This is a genomic window from Kribbella sp. NBC_00382 (assembly GCF_036067295.1).
Lineage (GTDB): Bacteria > Actinomycetota > Actinomycetes > Propionibacteriales > Kribbellaceae > Kribbella.
Genome location: NZ_CP107954.1, coordinates 7487164 through 7501952, shown reverse-complemented (window position 1 = coordinate 7501952; position 14789 = coordinate 7487164). Strand labels below are relative to the sequence as shown.

The following is a 14789-nucleotide window of genomic DNA, read 5'->3' as shown; positions in this document are numbered from 1 at the left end:
CGATGACCCGTTGCGCCGTGCTCGGTCAGCCGATCGCGCACTCACTGTCGCCTGCCATGCACAGAGCGGCGTACGCCGAACTCGGGCTCGACTGGCGGTACGACGCGTACGAGGTCGGCGAGGATGAGCTGCGTACCTTCTTGAGTACGTTGGGCGACGATGTCCGCGGGCTGTCCTTGACGATGCCTTTGAAGCGCGTCGCGCTGGACTTGGTCGACGTCGTCGATCCGGTGGCCGAGTTGATCGGTGCGGCGAACACGATGCTGTTCGAGGCCGACGGATCGCGGTCGGCCCACAACACCGACGTACCGGGGCTGGTGTCGGCATTTGCCGAGCGGGGGATCACCGGCGCCGACACGGCCGTAGTACTGGGTGGGGGAGCGACTGCTGCGTCGACCCTGGCTGCCCTGCGTGGGTTGAAGGTCAGCGAGGTGACGCTGGTGGTGCGTGACCTGTCGAAGGCCGAGCGGTTGCGGGATCTCGCTGCCGAGCTGGGCCTGAAGGTCTCGGCGACGGACTTCAACCAGGTCGAGCAGATCGGTGGCTTCGACCTCTGCGTCTCGACGTTGCCCGGCGGCGCCGTGGACCCGTGGGCGGAGCACTTCGCCCAGGTCGCGCCGGTGGTCTTCGACGTGGCCTACCACCCCTGGCCGACCCAGCTCGCGATCGCGGCGCACCGGATCGGTACAGAGCTGTTGAACGGCCTTGACCTGCTTGTGCATCAGGCGACCCTCCAAGTGGAGATGATGACTGGTATGTCGCCCGCGCCCCTGGCGGCTATGAGAGCCGCCGCGCGTGAGGAGCTGAACGACCGTGAGCCCAGTTGACCGCCGTACCGTACTGAAGGCAGGCGGCGCGCTGGCCGCGATCGCGCTGACCAGCTGCTCCGAGGTCAAGCCGGCCAACGCCGGTCCCGCCGGGCTCATGGGCGCTACCGCCGGGCCGGACTGGACGGCCTTCCAGAAGAGCATCAAGGGCACCGTGTACCTCCAGGGCAAGCCCGGATACCCGACCGTGCGCCAGCTCTTCAACCCGCGGTGGGACACCGTCGCGCCGGCGGCTGTGGTGCGCACGGCGAACGCGACCGACGTCCGCACGGCGATCCTGTTCGCGCGCAAGAACAAGCTGCTCTCGGTGCCGAAGAGCGGCGGACACTCGTACGTCGGCGCCTCGACGGTCAGCAAGGGGCTGGTCGTGGACGTCAGCCAGATGCGCTCGATGAGCTACTCGGGCAACGTGCTCACCGTCGGTGCAGGCGCGAAGCTGTACGACGTCCATACGTTCCTGGACAAGTACGGCAAGTCCCTGCCGACCGGGACCTGCCCCACCGTCGGTATCGCCGGGCTCACCCTCGGCGGCGGGATGGGCGTGCACACGCGGGCGTTCGGCCTGACCTGCGACCGAATCCAGTCGATGGGCGTGATCACCGCCGACGGCGTCGCGCGCAACGTCAGCGCCACGGTCGATCCCGACCTGTTCTGGGCGCTGCGTGGTGGTGGCGGTGGCAACCTCGGCATCGTCACATCGTTCAAGCTGATCACCATCCCGGCGGCGAAGCTCGGGTTCTTCCGGCTGACGTGGCCGGAGTCGAAGGCCGCGGCCGTCATCAAGGGCTGGCAGAAGTTCGCCCAGGTCGCGCCGATCACCTCCTGGGGCAACGTGCACATCGATGCCAAGAGCAACGGAACGCTGCAGATCCACGTCCTCGGATGCTCGACCGCCGGCAACGGCGCGGCCGCCGCGGCGCAGCTCGAGTCGTACGTCGGATCGAAGGCGACCACCCGGACCTTCGCGGTCCGCACGCACATGGAGGCGGTGAAGTACCTGGGTGGCGGCACGACCAGTGCTCGTCAGGGCTTCCTGGCCGGCTCCGACGTGCTGAAGCCGATGTCCGCCACGACCATCGCTGCCCTGCTTGGTGCGGTGAAGACTGCCGCTCGGGCGAAGCTTCCGGCTGCCGCGATCCTCGACCCGCTGGGCGGTCAGGCGGCGAAGATCCCGTCCGGCGGCTCCTCCTGGGGTCACCGATCCGCAGTCGGCGTCGTCCAGTGGTACTCCGGACTGGCAGCCCACCCGACAGCCGCCCAGCTCAAGGCGGCCCAGACCTTCATCACCAACGGCCACCGCGCCGTCAAGCCGTCGTCAGCCGGTGGCTACGTGAACTACGTGGAGACCGGCCGCTCGGTCAGCACGTACTACGGCGCCAACTACGCCCGCCTGCAAGCAGTCAAGAAGAAGTACGACCCCACCAACTTCTTCCACAACAGCTACACAATCGCCTGACCCGGCCCCACCCGCCACTAGCCTTCGGCCATGAAACTGTGGCGGTTGGTGGCGGGAGTGCTCGGATTGGCCCTGCTGGGAGTCGGCGTCGCGCCCGCGTGGGCGTGCGCCTGTGGCGGGTACCTCCCGGACGCGGAGTCGCGCGCCCGGGTGTTCGGCGAGAACGCCCTGGTCCGCTACGACGGCGGCCAGGAGGAGATCGTGTTGTCGATGTCCGTCCAGGGTCAGTCGAAGAAGGCCGCCTGGATCATGCCGGTGCCGGCGGCCGCGAAGGTCGAGCTCGGCGACAACGACCTCTTCTCCCGGTTGCAGTCGATCACCCGGCCGAAGATCGTGACCCGCAAGACGTACTGGCCGTTCCGCGATCTGGGGATCATGGGCAGCCGCGGTGACACCGGCGGCGCACCGATGGCGGGTGCGGGCGTGGACGTGCGCCAGCAGATGCGGCTCGGCCCCTTCCAGGTGGCGCGGCTCGGCGGGGCGAGCGGCACTGCGGTGACCGACTGGCTCCGCACCAACGGGTACGCCGCTCCTGCGAGTCTGGCCGCCAACCTCACGCCGTACCTGACCGAGAAGTGGGAGATCGTCGCGGTCAAGCTGGCCCCGAAGGAGGACGGCACTCCGATGACGGGCTCGACCCCACCGCTGCGGCTGACCTTTGCCTCGCCACAGATCGTCTACCCGATGCGGCTCAGCAAGGGGGCGACTACGGCTCAGACGGTCACCGTTTACGTCGCAGCGGCGTACCGGGTGGATGCCTCGACGCTGCCCGATCCGGATGTGAAGCCCGAGCTCCTGTACGCCGGACGCCTGGCGAACGAGGACGCTCCGCAACTCGCCGCGCCCACAACGTTCCTGACGGCGTACTCGGTGACGTATCGCGAGCCGGGCCGGATCACCGCTGATTTCGGTTTCACCCAGGCGGCGAACAATGACGAGTTCGAGCGGGTGAAGTACGTCACCGAGAACGAGGGCCTGTGGAGCACGATCGCGGTGCTGCTCGGCGGCCCGCTGCTGATCGGCGTCGGCGCCGCGCTGATCGGCCGAAGGCTCGTGAAGCGCGTTGTCCACAGGGGGCCTGGTGAGGAGGTCTAGGCGGTCGGGGATCGTCTAGGCTGCTGGATCGTGCCGGCTGACAATGCGTTGCTCGCGGCAGGGGCCGGGATCGTCCTCTGCGGGCCGGCCGCGTTCGCGCTCGGGCCGCTGGTGATGCGCCGGATCCCGGAGCCGATCCTCGAAGAGGGCGACACCAAGATCCCGTACGCCGAACTCGCCGGGCAAGGCGTCGCCACCAAGGCGGCGTACTGGTGTGGCGTGACGGCCGCGATCGCCGGCGGGCTGCTCGGGTGGGCGCTCGGGGCGTCGGCCGGGCTGGCCGCCTGGCTGGTTCTCGCGGTCGCGGGATCGGTACTCGGGTACATCGACGCGCGGACGAGATACCTCCCGTCGGCGATCATCTGGCCCGCGTACCTGCTCGTCGGTCTGGCGCTGGTGATCGCTGCGCTGCAGACGGGCGAGTGGGGATCGCTGTGGCGGTCCGCGATCGCGGGAGCCGTCGGGTTCGGTGTGTTCTACCTGCTCTGGTTCGTGTTCCCGCGAGGCGTCGGTTTCGGCGACGTGCGGCTGTCCGGATTGCTGAGCATCGCGCTGGGCTGGCTCGGCTGGGGCGAGCTGGTGGCCGGTCTGTACGGCGGGTTCTTCCTCGGCGCGGTGATCGGGATCGTGCTGACCGCTGCGAAGGTGTTCAAACGCAAGCAGTTGTTCCCGTTCGGCCCGTTCATGCTCGTCGGCGCGCTGATCGGCGTACTGGCAGGCCAGCCGTTGGAGCGGCTCTACCTCGGCTGACCAGTTGACGACCCGCCGCCCGCGTAGTGTGTTCCGCCCCGGCCGGGACGCCGGGCCTGATCCTCGGGGGACGGGCCGGACGTCCCGGCGGACGGGTCTACCAGCCGGGGTAGCGGGTGGTCCACGTGGTGTGCGGGCCGTAGTCGCCGTGCAGGCGGTTGGCGCGGGTGAACTCCAGGACGAAGTCGTCGGCCAGCTGGAGGATCGTGCCGCGGCCTTCGAGCGGGAAGACGAGCTCGGCCGGGAGAGCGGTCTCTCCATGCAAGGCGCCGAGGATGTTGCCGCAGATCGCGCCGGTGGAGTCGCTGTCGCCGGAGTGCGTCACCGCGAGCGCAAGAGCGTCGAGGAACTGGTCGGGTTCGGGGTAGGCGAGCGCGCAGTACACGCCGATCGCGAGCGCTTCCTCAGCGATCCAGCCGCCACCCAGCCGCTCGATCGTCTCCGGACTGTGGGCAAGGTCCTGTGCCGCGAGCTCCCGCGCGGCGGCGAGCGCGGCGATGGTCTCCTCATGGCCCGGCTTCGTCGCCAGCAGGGTTTGGGCTTCGTCCAGCGCATCATCAAGGCCGGCGCCCTGGTTGAGGTGGTGGATGATGGCGGCCAGCGCACCCGAGGCGAGCTTGCCGGTCACATGGCCGTGGGTGTACCCGGCGATCTGGGCCGCCGCGTCGAAGATCCACTCCGCGTTGTTCGCGGGAAGCAGACCGACGGGCGCCACCCGCATCACGCCGCCGCAGCCTTTGGAGTCGTTGACGGCCTGCTCCCCGAAGCGCTGGATGGTGTCGCCGTCCTTGCGCGCCGCGGTCAGCGCTTCCAGACAGGTATTGCCCGGCGCCCGGCGTGCATACAGCCACCGGACGGATTGCAGCCAGCCGTCGCGCTCGCCGCTCGGTTTCAGCAGCAGCTGGGTGTCCAGCCATCGGTCGTAGGCGTGGTGCACGACACCGAGGGTGAAGCCGATCCCACGGTCGGTCCGGACGCCGGCCCGGATCAGCCCCTCGACCGTGAACAACGTCATCTGGGTGTCGTCGGTGACCGTACCGGCCGGCCAGTACGGGCCCTTGGCAACGAATTCGCGGACGCCGTCGGGGTGGTCGGCGACGATCGACGACCGGTCGTCGAACTCCACCGGACCGCCCAGCGCGTCGCCGATCGCGCCGCCGAGCAGGCAGCCCCTGACCCGGGCCCGGTAGGCCTCGTCGTCGGCCCGTGTCATCGGTATCTCCCAGTCGTCGGGTGGTCGCAAGAGAACGGCCATGGTGGCGCTAGCACTACCTCTAGACGGGTCCCAAGGCCAGTTCGTTCCGCCTCGCCGGCTCATAGATTCGTACTTACCGAACCACGGACCAACGAGGAGGACGCCATGACCAGCAAACTGCGCCGCACCGTCGCCCGGGCGGCCGCCGCGGGCCTGGCAACAGTAGTACTGGGTGGTGCTGCCGCCGCAGGGGCCGCCGCCGCGACATCGCAGAGCCACAACGCCTGTGGGACCAACCCGGTGAGCAAGGCCCTGGACGTCGCACTCTCCGTCCGCAGCGCCCTCGACCCGGAGCGCGCCAGCACCTGCTAATTCGTTGCACGGTTGCCACTTGCCGGCTTTAGGGTGGGGCGCATGGCAACGGTCAAGCAGGTCCAGGTCACCTTCGACTGCGCGGATCCCGAGCGCGTCGCCCGCTTCTGGTGCGAGGTACTGGGCTACGTCGTACCGCCGCCGCCCCCGGGCTTTGCCGACTGGGACGAGTTCGACCGCTCGCTGCCCGCCGAGCATCAGGGGTCGGCCTTCGCCTGCGTCGACCCGACCGGGGTGGGTCCGCGACTGTTCTTCCAGCGGGTGCCCGAGGGCAAGGTGGTCAAGAACCGGGTGCATCTCGACGTACGGGCCGGTACCGGGCTGGTGGGCGACGAGCGGCTGGCGACTCTCAGGGCCGAGTCCGAGCGGCTGATCGCGCTCGGTGCGACGGTCTTCCAGGAGCAGGTCGCCGACGGCTTCAACGAGTCGTGCATCACGATGCTGGACATCGAGGGCAACGAGTTCTGCCTCGATTGACAGCCGCCTCGAAGTGACTAGGTAGCGTGAGACCGCTCCCGGCCGGTGGGTGGGCTCATGGGAGGATTGCGGCATGTTGCGCTGGCTCACCGCCGGCGAGTCGCACGGACAAGCGCTCGTCGCCGTACTCGAAGGTCTTCCCGCAGGCGTCCAGGTCACCACAGATGACGTGGCCGACGCCCTGGCCCGTCGTCGTCTCGGCTACGGCCGTGGCGCCCGGATGAAGTTCGAGCGGGACGAGGTGACCTTTCTCGGCGGGTTCCGGCACGGACTGTCGCTCGGCAGCCCGGTCGCGATCCAGGTCGGCAACACCGAGTGGCCGAAGTGGGAGCAGGTGATGTCGGCCGACCCGGTCGATCCCGACGTACTGGCCGACCTGGCCCGGAACGCGCCGCTGACCCGCCCCCGGCCTGGCCATGCGGATCTGGCCGGCATGCAGAAGTACGGGTTCGACGAGGCCCGGCCGGTGCTCGAGCGGGCGAGTGCTCGCGAGACCGCGGCCCGGGTCGCGCTCGGTGAGGTCGCCGCGAGGTTCCTGCAGCAGGCGTACGGCGTGACGATCGTCAGCCATGTCGTCGAGCTCGGCACCGTCAAGGCGCCGTACGGCGTGATTCCCTCGTACGACGATGTCGCGCGGCTAGACGCCGATCCGGTCCGCTGCCTGGACCCGGACGCGAGCAAGCAGATGGTCGCGGAGATCGACCAGGCGCAGAAGGCCGGCGACACCCTCGGTGGCGTCGTCGAGGTGATCGTCGACGGACTCCCGCCGGGCCTCGGCAGCTACGTGCACTGGGATCGGCGGCTGGATTCGAAGCTGGCCGGTGCGCTGATGGGCATCCAGGCGATCAAGGGCGTCGAGCTCGGCGACGGCTTCGAGCTGGCCCGGACGCCGGGGTCGCAGGCGCATGACGAGATCGTCGCGGAGGGTGGCTCGGTACGGCGTACCAGCGGCCGCTCCGGTGGTACCGAAGGCGGCATGAGCACGGGGGAGACGCTGCGCGTGCGCGCGGCGATGAAGCCGATCGCGACCGTGCCGCGGGCGTTGCGCACGATCGACACGGTCACCGGCGAGGCGGCCGCGGCGCATCACCAGCGCTCCGACGTCTGCGCCGTACCGGCCGCGGGGATCGTCGCCGAGGCGATGGTCGCGCTGGTGCTGGCCGATGTGTCGGTGGAGAAGTTCGGCGGCGACTCGGTCGGCGAGACCTCCCGCAACCACAAGAGCTACCTGGCCGGCCTCCCCAGCACCATCACCCCCCGCGAGTGGAGCGCCGAGTGAGCGCTCCTGTAGTCGTTCTTGTTGGGCCGCCTGGGTCGGGGAAGTCGACGATCGCTGAGCTGATCGCGGCGAAGCTCGGCAAGGCTCACCGCGATACCGATACGGATGTCGAGAACACGGCGGGGAAGCCGATCTCGGACATCTTCGTGGACTCGGGTGAGCCTGCGTTCCGGGCGATGGAGCGGGCGGCGATCGTGGCGGCTCTCGGCGCCGACGACGTCGTACTGTCGCTCGGCGGTGGCGCCATCCTCGACCCCGACACGCGTGCGGATCTGGCCGGTCACAACGTCGTCTTCCTCGACGTCTCCGTCGGCGAAGCGGCCAAGCGGGTCGGTCTCGGCGTCGCGCGGCCGTTGCTGCTGGGCAACGTCAGGACGCAGCTGAAGAACCTGATGGACGCCCGCCGGCCGCTGTACGCCGAGATCGCCAAGCACACGGTGAGCACCGACGGCCGGGCGCCCGAGGAGATCGCCGACGAGATCCTGGAGCAACTCGGATGACCGACCACCAGCCGGAGCAGGTCGTCGACGCGGCCGGCGCCAACCGGATCCGGGTTGCCGCGGCTTCGCCGTACGACGTTGTCATCGGCAACAATCTGCTCGGCGAACTGCCTGCCCTGCTGGGCGATGACGTCCGCCGCGTAGCGGTTATCCACCCACGTGCGCTGCGGACCAGCGGTGACGCGATCCGCGACGACCTGGTCGCCGGCGGGTACACAGCACATGCGATCGAGATCCCGGACGCCGAGGAGGCCAAGTCGGCCGAGGTGCTCGCGTACTGCTGGTCGGTGCTCGGTCAGGCCGGCTTCACCCGGTCCGACGCGATCGTGTCGATCGGCGGCGGGACGACAACCGACCTGGCCGGCTTCGTGGCGGCGACCTGGTTGCGTGGCGTCAAGGTGGTGCACATCCCGACGACGCTGCTCGGCATGGTCGACGCGGCCGTCGGCGGCAAGACCGGCATCAACACGGCCGAGGGCAAGAACCTGGTCGGCGCGTTCTGGGAGCCGGCCGGAGTACTTTGCGACCTGGCCGCGCTGGAAACCCTGCCCCGCAACGATTATGTGAGCGGCCTGGCCGAGGTGGTGAAGTGTGGCTTCATCGCCGATCCGGTGATCCTCGAGTTGGTGGAGGCGGATCCGGAGGGGGCTGCGTCACCGGCGTACAAGCACACCGAGGAACTGATCGCCCGCGCGATCCAGGTCAAGGCGGACACGGTCGGCGCGGATCTGCGCGAGAAGACGACGACCGCTGGCGGGCAGATCGGGCGCGAGGCGCTCAACTACGGACACACGCTCGGGCACGCGATCGAGCGGGTCGAGCGGTACAAGTGGCGTCATGGTGCGGCGATCAGCATCGGGATGGTTTTCGTCGCCGAGCTCGCCCGAGCGGCGGGCAAGCTCGACGACGCGACGGCCGATCGGCATCGCGCAGTACTGGAATCGCTCGGACTGCCGGTGAAGTACCGCGCCGACGCGTGGCCGCACCTGCAGGACGCGATGAAACTCGACAAGAAGACCCGGGCCGACCGCCTCCGCTTCGTGATCCTCGACGCCCTCGCCAAGCCCACAATCCTCGAAGCCCCCGACCCAGGCCTCCTCATCGCCGCCTACACCGAGGTCAGCTGAAGTAGTCGCTGTTCTTGTAGGTCTTGTTGAAGCCGAATCCGCCGGAGTCCACCACGGTGGTGGGGCCGGTGGATCCGGGAATCTCGACCAGCCGGTTCGACTTGTCGAGGAACTGCACCTCGACCTGGTACTTCGCCGCCCTGCTGATCGGGGCGTCGAGCCAGGCCTGGGTGAAGCTGAGGCCGTCGAGTGCCTTGCTGCTGAACCACTGCGGCTGCGGGGTTCCGTTGATGAGGATGCGTTGCCGGACCCGGTCCACCTCCGGAGGCACCCGCACCCAGAGGGGGGTGGCCCATTTCTTGCCCGGCTTGGCCTCGAACTCGATCATCTCCTTGGGCCGGAAGCTGTCGTCGTAGCGGGGCGTGAAGATGCTCTCGCCCTTGGGTAACTTCGCGAGCTCTTCCTGGGTGAGCGCCGGCCCGACGGTGGTCCAGAAGGTCTCCAGCCGCATGCCCCGGCTCGCGAGGTCCTCTCCAGCGGTTTTGACCGGGTAGCCGCTGCAAGCTGTCAACCGCCCGTCGCCTGGCGGGATGCCGTTGCCACCGGGATCGTGTCCCTCGACGGCCACCGTCCAGTCCTCGTGCTTTCCCCAGGCAGTGCGGATCTTGAGCGCGTGCAGAACGGTGTACGGCTTCTCCCAGGGCCTGCAGATGGTGAAAACCTGCGCGATCTCGGCCTTGGACAGTGGTCCGAGATCAAGGGAGACCTCGGATTCAGCGGGCTTGCTCGCGGGGGTGACGGTGGGGTCGCCGGACTTCAGGGTCTGCGGGACGATCAGGATGGCGCCGACGACGGCAGCGACGGCTGCGGCGGCGACCGCGGGAACCAGCCAGCCCGGGCGCTTGGCGGGCTTCGCCTCGCGCGGAACGGTGAGGATCTTGTCGAGGATCTGCTGCTTGTTCGGCAGGGGGCGTTCGGCAGGTGGCTTGGTGATGGTCATCGCAGGCCTTCCGTGGTGTCGAGATCGATCAGGCCGGTGAGGCGGCGGCGGGCTCGGGCCAGGCGGGACTTGACGGTGCCTTCGGGGACGCCGAGGACCTGGGCCGCCTCGGCCATCGAGCAACCGGACCAGGCGACCAGTTCGATCACCTCGCGCTGATCGGCCGGTACCTTCGCCAGGGCCCGGCGCAACTCGCTCATCGCACGCTCGTCGTCGACCTTCTCGGCGGCCAGCGCGGAGTGGTCCGGGGTGGTGGTGGACCCGCCGATGGCACCGAGCCGCTGGCGCAGAGCAGTCAGCCTCCGACCGGACCTGGTCACGTTGGCGCACTCGTACCGCGCGATCGTCAGCAGCACCGGGCGCGCGCTGTCGAGCGCCAATACGTCGATCCGGCCCTCGCCGGCGCGCCGCCACAGCGCGGTGAACGTCGCCTGGACGATGTCCTCCGCGAGCGACCAGGAGCTCGTCCGGCGGAACGCGAAGTTGTAGACGGCGTCGCTGTACCGATGGAAGAGCTCGGTCAGGGCGACCTGGTCAGCGGATCGCAGCCGTTCCCACAGCTCCCGATCCGAATCGACCGCCTGCCCCGTGCCCTCTCCCATCAGCACCCCCACTATCGGTGTACTCATACCCGGAAGAGTCCGGAAGTCAGGTACCGGTTCCGTCCAGCTCCTGCGGGAGGGCGCGAGAGTGCAGGACGTCCAGCCTGGACACCGCCCGGGTGAGCACAACATAGAGCCGGTTCAGGCCACGGGGCTCGGCCTCGATGATGGCGGCGGGCTCGATGACGATGACGTGGTCGTACTCGAGGCCCTTCGCGAGCGCAGCCGGGACGACCGCTACCCGGCCGTCGCCGTCGGGCTCGATCGTGTCGATGCCGTCCTCTCGCAATGCTGTTCTGAGGTGGTCGATCGCGTTGTCGGCGGCGATGACGCCGATCGAGCCCTCTTCCTTCAAAGCAGCCCGTACTGCGTCCGTGCAGGCCTTGGCGAGGTCTGTTGCCCGTTGGATGGTCAGGCGGCCGTCGGAGCGGAAGGATCTCGTCGGCGGGACGTCGATGGTGAGGCTGTGGAGGAGACGGTTCGCCAGCTCGACGACGGCGGCGGGGACGCGGTAGCCGGTGGTGAGGGCGACGATCTGACTGTCGGGCTTGCCGAGGTGGGCGAGCTGGTCGGGCCAGTTGCGGGTGGCCCACGGCGTCGTGCCTTGGGCGAGGTCGCCGAGGACGGTGATCGAGCCGTGTTCGCTGCGGCGGGCGATCGCGCGGCACTGCATGGGGGAGAGGTCCTGCGCTTCGTCGATGACCACGTGGCCGTAGGTCTGGCCGCGCTCGAGGAGAGCGCTCGCTTCGTCCAGCAGGACGGCGTCGGCGGCGGTCCAGAGAGCGCTCTTCGGTTTGCGGGGGCGCGGCCAGCTGATCGCGCCCTGCTCGTTGTCGGTGAGGAGCTCGTCGGCGGCCCTGGCGAGGAGGGCGCGGTCGCTGAGTAGGTCGGCGAGGAGCTCGTCGGCTTTGACGGCCGGCCAGACCGCGTCGACGGCCGGTGTTACCGCGCGGCCCATCTTGCGAAGCCAGATGCCGTTGCAGTTCTGGCCGCGGGCCTCGGCCTGTCGCTGGAGGGCGGCGACGAGGCGGGAGATCACCCGCTCCCGGCCGAGTAGGTACGCCGTCGCCTCCTGCCGCGCGTCGACGACCATCTGCTCGAACTCGTGCTGGTTGACCCGCCACCGGTACGACGAGTCCGGTACGACGACTGCGTCCTCTGGTGTGCGGACCCGTTCGTAGAGCGCTCTCCGGAGCACCTCGGCCATCCGCGGGTCGTGCTTCGTCCGCGCAGTCGCCGGCTCGTCCGTACTGCGAATCGGGTGCCGTTCGTCGGTCAGCAGCTCCTCGATCGTCGTCTGCTCGACATCGACCTCGCCGAGCGTCGGAAGTACGGCCGAGATGTAGTGCAGGAACGCCCGGTTGGGGCCGAGCACCAGTACTCCGTTGCGTTGCAACCGAGCGCGATGCACGTACAACAGGTAGGCCGCCCGATGCAGCCCGACCGCTGTCTTCCCGGTCCCCGGAGCCCCTTGCACACAAAGCGATTCGTCCAGCTCGGCCCGCACCAGCAGATCCTGCTCGGGCTGAATGGTCGCCACGATGTCCCGCATCGGCCCCACCCGAGGCCGCTCGATCTCCGCCCGCAAGATCCCTGACACCGGAGCTGAAGACTGATTGGCTGGTTGCTGGAGGTGTTCGTCTTCGTAGCCGGTGAGGGTGCTGGTGGACCAGCCGAAGCGGCGGCGGGTGGTGATGCCGCGGGGGTCTGTGGGGCTCGCGCGGTAGAAGGAAGTTGAGACCGGGGCACGCCAGTCGATGACCAGGGGCGGGCGGCCGATGGCATCCGAGATGTGCCGGCGGCCGAGGTAGTAGGTCTGGTTGCGGTGCTCGCCTGCGGTCTCGTCGTCGCCGTAGCCGATCAGGCCGAAGAACGGCGGTCCCGTCCCCTCGTCGCCGAGCTCCTGCGCAAGGCTCCGCAGGTAGTAGCCGAGCCGCTCGGCCGTGTACCGATCACCCCAGGTCAGCTCGCCGACGACCACGTTCTGCCGCGCCCCGGCGATCATCGCCTCGAGCGCGACGCGGCAGCGCCCGGCGTACTCGCGTTCCTCGTCCAGTCCCCGCATCCACCCACCAAACTCAAAAGGTTAACTCGGTTAAGTCTTTGACCAGGTTAACACTTTGCTATCGTCAGGGCATGGCCGGACTGCGGGACCGTAAGAAGCAGCAGACCCACGACGCGCTCTCCCGGGCGGCGATCGAGCTCTTCCTGGAGCGCGGGTTCGACGAGGTGTCGGTGGCGGACATCGCGGCCGCCGCGGACGTCTCGAAGCCGACCCTGTTCAAGTACTTCGCCACCAAGCAGGACCTCGCCCTGCACCGGATCGCCGATCACGCCGGCGAGGCAGCGCGCGTCGTCGCCGCGGCGCCGGCCAACCCGGTCGAGGCGCTGCGCGATCACTTCGTCGACGGCCTGAAGCGGCGGGATCCGGTCACCGGTCTCAACGACACCCCGAGCGTCCTCGCCTACTACCGCCTGATCCTCCACACCCCGGCACTGGCCAACCACGTCCATCAGTTCGTCGCAGCCGACCAGACCGCTCTTGCCGACGCACTCGGCGGCGGCCTGGCCAACGAGCTGACAGCCGCCGACCTGATCTCGACCCAACAGGTCCTGTCCCGCCGCAACTGGGTCGCGCTCACCGGCGGCATCACCGCGGACACCCTCTACAAGACGGCGGTCGCCGAGGCGAAACAGGCCTATGCCCGGCTCGCCCGCCGATAGTGCCCAAGTACGAAGTCTTTCAACGGGACGGCGGACTCGGAGCACTACTCTGAGTCCCGTGACTGATGCTGACGGACGCCGCGTACTGGTACTGAACGGACCGAACCTGGGCCGCCTGGGTTCCCGGGAGCCCGACGTCTACGGAGCGACCACGTTCGCCGATCTGGTCGCCGATTGCGAGAAGACCGGTGCCGAGCTCGGCCTCCAGGTGGAGGTCCGCCAGACGGACGACGAAGCGGAACTGGTCGGCTGGATCCACGAGGCCGCGGACAGCAAGACCCCCGTGGTCCTCAACCCGGCGGCCTTCACCCACTACTCGTATGCCCTCCGCGACGCCTGCGCCCAGCGCACCGCGCCCTTGATCGAGATCCACATCAGCAACCCGGCAGCCCGCGAGGAGTTCCGCCACACCAGCGTCGTGGCCGCCGTCGCCAGCGGCACCATCGCCGGCTTCGGCCTCGACTCCTACCGCCTGGCCCTGCGCGCCCTGACGACCCTGTTCTGACCACCCTGGCCTGACCTCCCCGAGGGGCTGTTTCACGGGGGCGGATGGACAAGAGATCGGCATGAGACGTCGGTGAACTGCGCCCGCGTGACTCTTGGATCGAGTCGGTGCCCGGCCGGCAGCCGAAATTTAAGGCTGGCTGAAGGTCGGGGACCACGATCGGGATTGACGATTTTGGGGGTTCGACGTGACTGCGGATTCGATCCGTTCCGTTCCACGAAAACGCTCTGGGGGAGTGACGTACATGACGCAACAACGCATACCTGTCTGGGTGAAGGCGCTCGACCCGCTGTCGCAGTTCGGGTTGGTGCACGCGCTCCGGCAGCGTCCGGAGATCGTGCTGATCGGTGACGCCGAACTGGCCGAGTCGCAGCAGGCGCAGTCGCAGCAGGGCAAGACCGACCAGCGCACCACCCCGCCAGTGGTGGCTCTGATCGCGGTCGACTCGCTGGACGCGGGCGCGGTGCAGGTACTGCGCTCGGCTATCCAACGCGGCTGTCGCCGGACCGTGCTGATCGGCAGCACGATCGACGACGAGGCGCTGATGACCGCGGTCGAGCTGGGGGTCTCGGGTGTGCTTCGGCGTACCGACGCGACCGCTGACCGCATCGTGCATCTGCTCCAGGCTGCGGCTGCCGGCGATGGCAGCCTGCCGCCTGACCTGCTGGGCCGGTTGCTCGGCCAGGTGTCGCGCATGCAGCGGCACGTGCTGGCACCGCGCGGCCTGTCCCACACCGGGCTGTCCGACCGGGAGACGCAGGTACTGCGGCTCGTGGCCGACGGCAAGGACACCCAGGAGATCGCGCGTGCGCTGTCCTACTCGGAGCGGACGGTGAAGAACGTCCTGCACGACGTCACCAGCCGCCTGCAGCTCAAGAACCGTTCGCACGCCGTCGCCTACGCCCTCCGCGAGGGCCTCATCTAGCAGCCCCACCCAGCG

The 14789-nt window shown here is 68.9% G+C and carries 16 protein-coding genes; 12 read left to right on the top strand and 4 right to left on the bottom strand.

Going from position 1 to position 14789, the window contains the following annotated elements; translation table 11 throughout:
* The first annotated feature begins 2 nt into the window (after positions 1-2).
* From OHA70_RS35280 to OHA70_RS35265, 4 genes are read left to right on the top strand one after another with little or no spacing between them, the layout of a single operon-like run.
* Entirely contained in the window at positions 3-827 is an 825-nt protein-coding gene (locus OHA70_RS35280) for a shikimate dehydrogenase (RefSeq protein ID WP_328325234.1), read from the top strand.
* A complete protein-coding gene (locus tag OHA70_RS35275; RefSeq protein WP_328325232.1) occupies positions 814-2283 on the top strand; it encodes an FAD-binding oxidoreductase in 1470 nt (489 codons plus the stop codon). The genes OHA70_RS35280 and OHA70_RS35275 overlap by 14 nt, the downstream gene beginning before the upstream one ends.
* Positions 2284-2313: 30 nt before the next feature.
* Positions 2314-3378, top strand: a complete 1065-nt coding sequence (locus OHA70_RS35270; RefSeq protein ID WP_328325231.1) for a DUF2330 domain-containing protein — start codon at positions 2314-2316, stop codon at positions 3376-3378.
* A 30-nt stretch (positions 3379-3408) separates the two neighbouring features.
* On the top strand, positions 3409-4128 hold the full coding sequence (locus tag OHA70_RS35265) for an A24 family peptidase (protein WP_328325229.1): 720 nt from the start codon (positions 3409-3411) through the stop codon (positions 4126-4128).
* 97 nt (positions 4129-4225) lie between these two features.
* On the opposite strand, the gene OHA70_RS35260 is transcribed toward OHA70_RS35265, so the two are convergent.
* On the bottom strand, positions 4226-5341 hold the full coding sequence (locus OHA70_RS35260) for an ADP-ribosylglycohydrolase family protein (RefSeq protein ID WP_328325227.1): 1116 nt from the start codon (positions 5339-5341) through the stop codon (positions 4226-4228).
* A gap of 147 nt (positions 5342-5488) precedes the next feature.
* Here OHA70_RS35260 and OHA70_RS35255 point away from each other — a divergent pair, with 147 nt between their 5' ends.
* From OHA70_RS35255 to aroB, 5 genes are all read left to right on the top strand, one after another.
* Positions 5489-5695 (top strand): hypothetical protein, encoded by a 207-nt coding sequence (locus OHA70_RS35255; protein ID WP_328325226.1) that lies wholly within the window; start codon positions 5489-5491, stop codon positions 5693-5695.
* A 42-nt stretch (positions 5696-5737) separates the two neighbouring features.
* A complete protein-coding gene (locus tag OHA70_RS35250; RefSeq protein ID WP_328325224.1) occupies positions 5738-6172 on the top strand; it encodes a VOC family protein in 435 nt (144 codons plus the stop codon).
* Between the two features lie 73 nt (positions 6173-6245).
* Positions 6246-7451 carry a chorismate synthase gene (aroC, locus tag OHA70_RS35245; RefSeq protein WP_328325222.1) on the top strand — a complete coding sequence of 402 codons (1206 nt, stop codon included), beginning with the start codon at positions 6246-6248 and terminating at the stop codon, positions 7449-7451.
* Positions 7448-7951, top strand: coding sequence for a shikimate kinase (locus tag OHA70_RS35240; protein ID WP_328325220.1), 504 nt, complete (start codon positions 7448-7450; stop codon positions 7949-7951). The genes aroC and OHA70_RS35240 overlap by 4 nt, the downstream gene beginning before the upstream one ends.
* On the top strand, positions 7948-9078 hold the full coding sequence (gene aroB / locus OHA70_RS35235) for a 3-dehydroquinate synthase (protein ID WP_328325219.1): 1131 nt from the start codon (positions 7948-7950) through the stop codon (positions 9076-9078). The genes OHA70_RS35240 and aroB overlap by 4 nt, the downstream gene beginning before the upstream one ends.
* On the opposite strand, the gene OHA70_RS35230 is transcribed toward aroB, so the two are convergent.
* From OHA70_RS35230 to OHA70_RS35220, 3 genes are read right to left on the bottom strand one after another with little or no spacing between them, the layout of a single operon-like run.
* Positions 9071-10018 carry a hypothetical protein gene (locus tag OHA70_RS35230; protein ID WP_328325217.1) on the bottom strand — a complete coding sequence of 316 codons (948 nt, stop codon included), beginning with the start codon at positions 10016-10018 and terminating at the stop codon, positions 9071-9073. The genes aroB and OHA70_RS35230 overlap by 8 nt on opposite strands.
* A complete protein-coding gene (locus OHA70_RS35225) occupies positions 10015-10647 on the bottom strand; it encodes an RNA polymerase sigma factor (RefSeq protein WP_328325215.1) in 633 nt (210 codons plus the stop codon). Before OHA70_RS35225 ends, OHA70_RS35230 begins: the two co-directional genes overlap by 4 nt.
* Positions 10648-10666: 19 nt before the next feature.
* Positions 10667-12685, bottom strand: a complete 2019-nt coding sequence (locus tag OHA70_RS35220) for a HelD family protein (RefSeq protein WP_328325212.1) — start codon at positions 12683-12685, stop codon at positions 10667-10669.
* Between the two features lie 71 nt (positions 12686-12756).
* Between OHA70_RS35220 and OHA70_RS35215 the strand changes: the two genes are divergently transcribed.
* The 3 genes from OHA70_RS35215 to OHA70_RS35205 all read left to right on the top strand — a co-directional run bounded on the left by OHA70_RS35215 (position 12757) and on the right by OHA70_RS35205 (position 14774).
* Positions 12757-13344, top strand: a complete 588-nt coding sequence (locus tag OHA70_RS35215; protein WP_328325210.1) for a TetR family transcriptional regulator — start codon at positions 12757-12759, stop codon at positions 13342-13344.
* A 58-nt stretch (positions 13345-13402) separates the two neighbouring features.
* Positions 13403-13849 (top strand): type II 3-dehydroquinate dehydratase, encoded by a 447-nt coding sequence (gene aroQ, locus OHA70_RS35210; protein ID WP_328325208.1) that lies wholly within the window; start codon positions 13403-13405, stop codon positions 13847-13849.
* A gap of 244 nt (positions 13850-14093) precedes the next feature.
* Positions 14094-14774: a response regulator transcription factor gene (locus OHA70_RS35205; RefSeq protein WP_328325206.1), complete on the top strand. Its 681-nt coding sequence runs from the start codon at positions 14094-14096 to the stop codon at positions 14772-14774.
* Positions 14775-14789 lie beyond the last annotated feature (15 nt).

What these genes read in the sequence shown, in the direction of transcription:
- OHA70_RS35215 (WP_328325210.1), top strand. Translation starts at nt 12,757, where the DNA reads ATGGCCGGACTGCGGGACCGTAAGAAGCAGCAGACCCACGACGCGCTC.
- aroB (WP_328325219.1), top strand. Translation starts at nt 7,948, where the DNA reads ATGACCGACCACCAGCCGGAGCAGGTCGTCGACGCGGCCGGCGCCAAC.
- OHA70_RS35230 (WP_328325217.1), bottom strand. Translation starts at nt 10,018, where the DNA reads ATGACCATCACCAAGCCACCTGCCGAACGCCCCCTGCCGAACAAGCAG.
- OHA70_RS35260 (WP_328325227.1), bottom strand. Translation starts at nt 5,341, where the DNA reads ATGACACGGGCCGACGACGAGGCCTACCGGGCCCGGGTCAGGGGCTGC.
- OHA70_RS35250 (WP_328325224.1), top strand. Translation starts at nt 5,738, where the DNA reads ATGGCAACGGTCAAGCAGGTCCAGGTCACCTTCGACTGCGCGGATCCC.
- OHA70_RS35205 (WP_328325206.1), top strand. Translation starts at nt 14,094, where the DNA reads ATGACGCAACAACGCATACCTGTCTGGGTGAAGGCGCTCGACCCGCTG.
- aroC (WP_328325222.1), top strand. Translation starts at nt 6,246, where the DNA reads ATGTTGCGCTGGCTCACCGCCGGCGAGTCGCACGGACAAGCGCTCGTC.
- OHA70_RS35280 (WP_328325234.1), top strand. Translation starts at nt 3, where the DNA reads ATGACCCGTTGCGCCGTGCTCGGTCAGCCGATCGCGCACTCACTGTCG.
- OHA70_RS35270 (WP_328325231.1), top strand. Translation starts at nt 2,314, where the DNA reads ATGAAACTGTGGCGGTTGGTGGCGGGAGTGCTCGGATTGGCCCTGCTG.
- OHA70_RS35220 (WP_328325212.1), bottom strand. Translation starts at nt 12,685, where the DNA reads ATGCGGGGACTGGACGAGGAACGCGAGTACGCCGGGCGCTGCCGCGTC.
- OHA70_RS35255 (WP_328325226.1), top strand. Translation starts at nt 5,489, where the DNA reads ATGACCAGCAAACTGCGCCGCACCGTCGCCCGGGCGGCCGCCGCGGGC.
- OHA70_RS35225 (WP_328325215.1), bottom strand. Translation starts at nt 10,647, where the DNA reads ATGAGTACACCGATAGTGGGGGTGCTGATGGGAGAGGGCACGGGGCAG.